Source organism: Pantoea sp. alder81, from assembly GCF_020179835.1.
Lineage (GTDB): Bacteria > Pseudomonadota > Gammaproteobacteria > Enterobacterales > Enterobacteriaceae > Pantoea.
Genome location: NZ_JAIUDA010000032.1, coordinates 1 through 1,229 on the forward strand (window position 1 = coordinate 1; position 1,229 = coordinate 1,229).

A 1,229-nucleotide genomic window follows, 5' to 3' on the forward strand; every position below is an offset into this window, starting at 1 on the left:
TGAATCGCCACGGGTTTAACAGACACCTCAGAGTCAATTAAGATGGCTTAAAGAGAGGTGCCCATGAGCGGTAAGCGTTATCCCGAAGAGTTTAAAATTGAAGCAGTCAAACAGGTTGTTGATCGCGGTTATTCTGTTGCCAGCGTTGCAACACGTCTCGATATCACCACCCACAGCCTTTACGCCTGGATAAAGAAGTACGGTCCAGATTCTTCCACTAATAAAGAAGAGTCAGATGCTCAGGCCGAGATCCGCCGTCTCCAGAAAGAACTGAAGCGGGTTACCGACGAACGGGACATATTAAAAAAAGCCGCGGCGTACTTCGCAAAGCTGTCCGACTGAGGTACGCCTTTATCCGTGACAACACCTTTTGCTGGCCTGTACGCCTGCTCTGTCGGGTGCTGGATGTTCATCCCAGTGGTTTTTACGCCTGGCTTCAGCAGCCGCATTCACAACGCCATCAGGCAGACCTGAGACTGACAGGACAGATAAAACAGTTCTGGCTGGAGTCCGGTTGCGTCTATGGTTATCGCAAAATCCATCTGGATCTGCGGGACAGCGGGCAACAGTGCGGAGTGAACAGAGTCTGGCGACTGATGAAACGTGTCGGGATAAAGGCTCAGGTCGGATACCGGAGCCCGCGGGCACGTAAAGGCGAGGCCAGTATCGTGTCGCCCAACAGGCTCCAGCGACAGTTCAATCCGGATGCTCCGGATGAGCGTTGGGTAACGGACATAACCTACATCAGGACCCACGAAGGCTGGCTGTATCTGGCCGTGGTTGTTGATCTGTTCTCACGCAAAATTATCGGCTGGTCCATGCAATCCCGGATGACAAAGGACATTGTCCTGAACGCACTGCTAATGGCTGTATGGCGGCGTAATCCCCAAAAACAGGTGCTGGTTCACTCGGATCAGGGCAGTCAATACACAAGCCATGAGTGGCAGTCGTTCCTGAAATCACACGGCCTGGAGGGCAGCATGAGCCGTCGCGGTAACTGCCATGATAATGCAGTTGCAGAAAGCTTTTTCCAGTTGTTGAAACGCGAACGGATAAAGAAAAAGATCTACGGAACGCGGGAAGAAGCCCGCAGCGATATTTTTGATTACATCGAAATGTTTTATAACAGTAAGCGTCGGCATGGTTCTAGCGATCAGATGTCACCGACAGAATATGAAAACCAGTATTATCAACGGCTCGGAAGTGTCTAGATTATCCGTGGCGATTCA

1 protein-coding gene is annotated in these 1,229 nt (G+C 51.2%); it reads left to right on the forward strand.

Annotated elements, in window-relative coordinates:
- Positions 1 to 63: 63 nt before the first annotated feature.
- Positions 64 to 1,211, forward strand: a protein-coding gene (locus LBW88_RS26450) for an IS3 family transposase (protein WP_224935659.1) whose coding sequence is annotated in 2 segments (ribosomal slippage) — positions 64 to 301 and positions 301 to 1,211 — 1,149 coding nt in all. Because the reading frame shifts where the segments join, the coding sequence is not laid out codon by codon here.
- Positions 1,212 to 1,229: the final 18 nt, after the last annotated feature.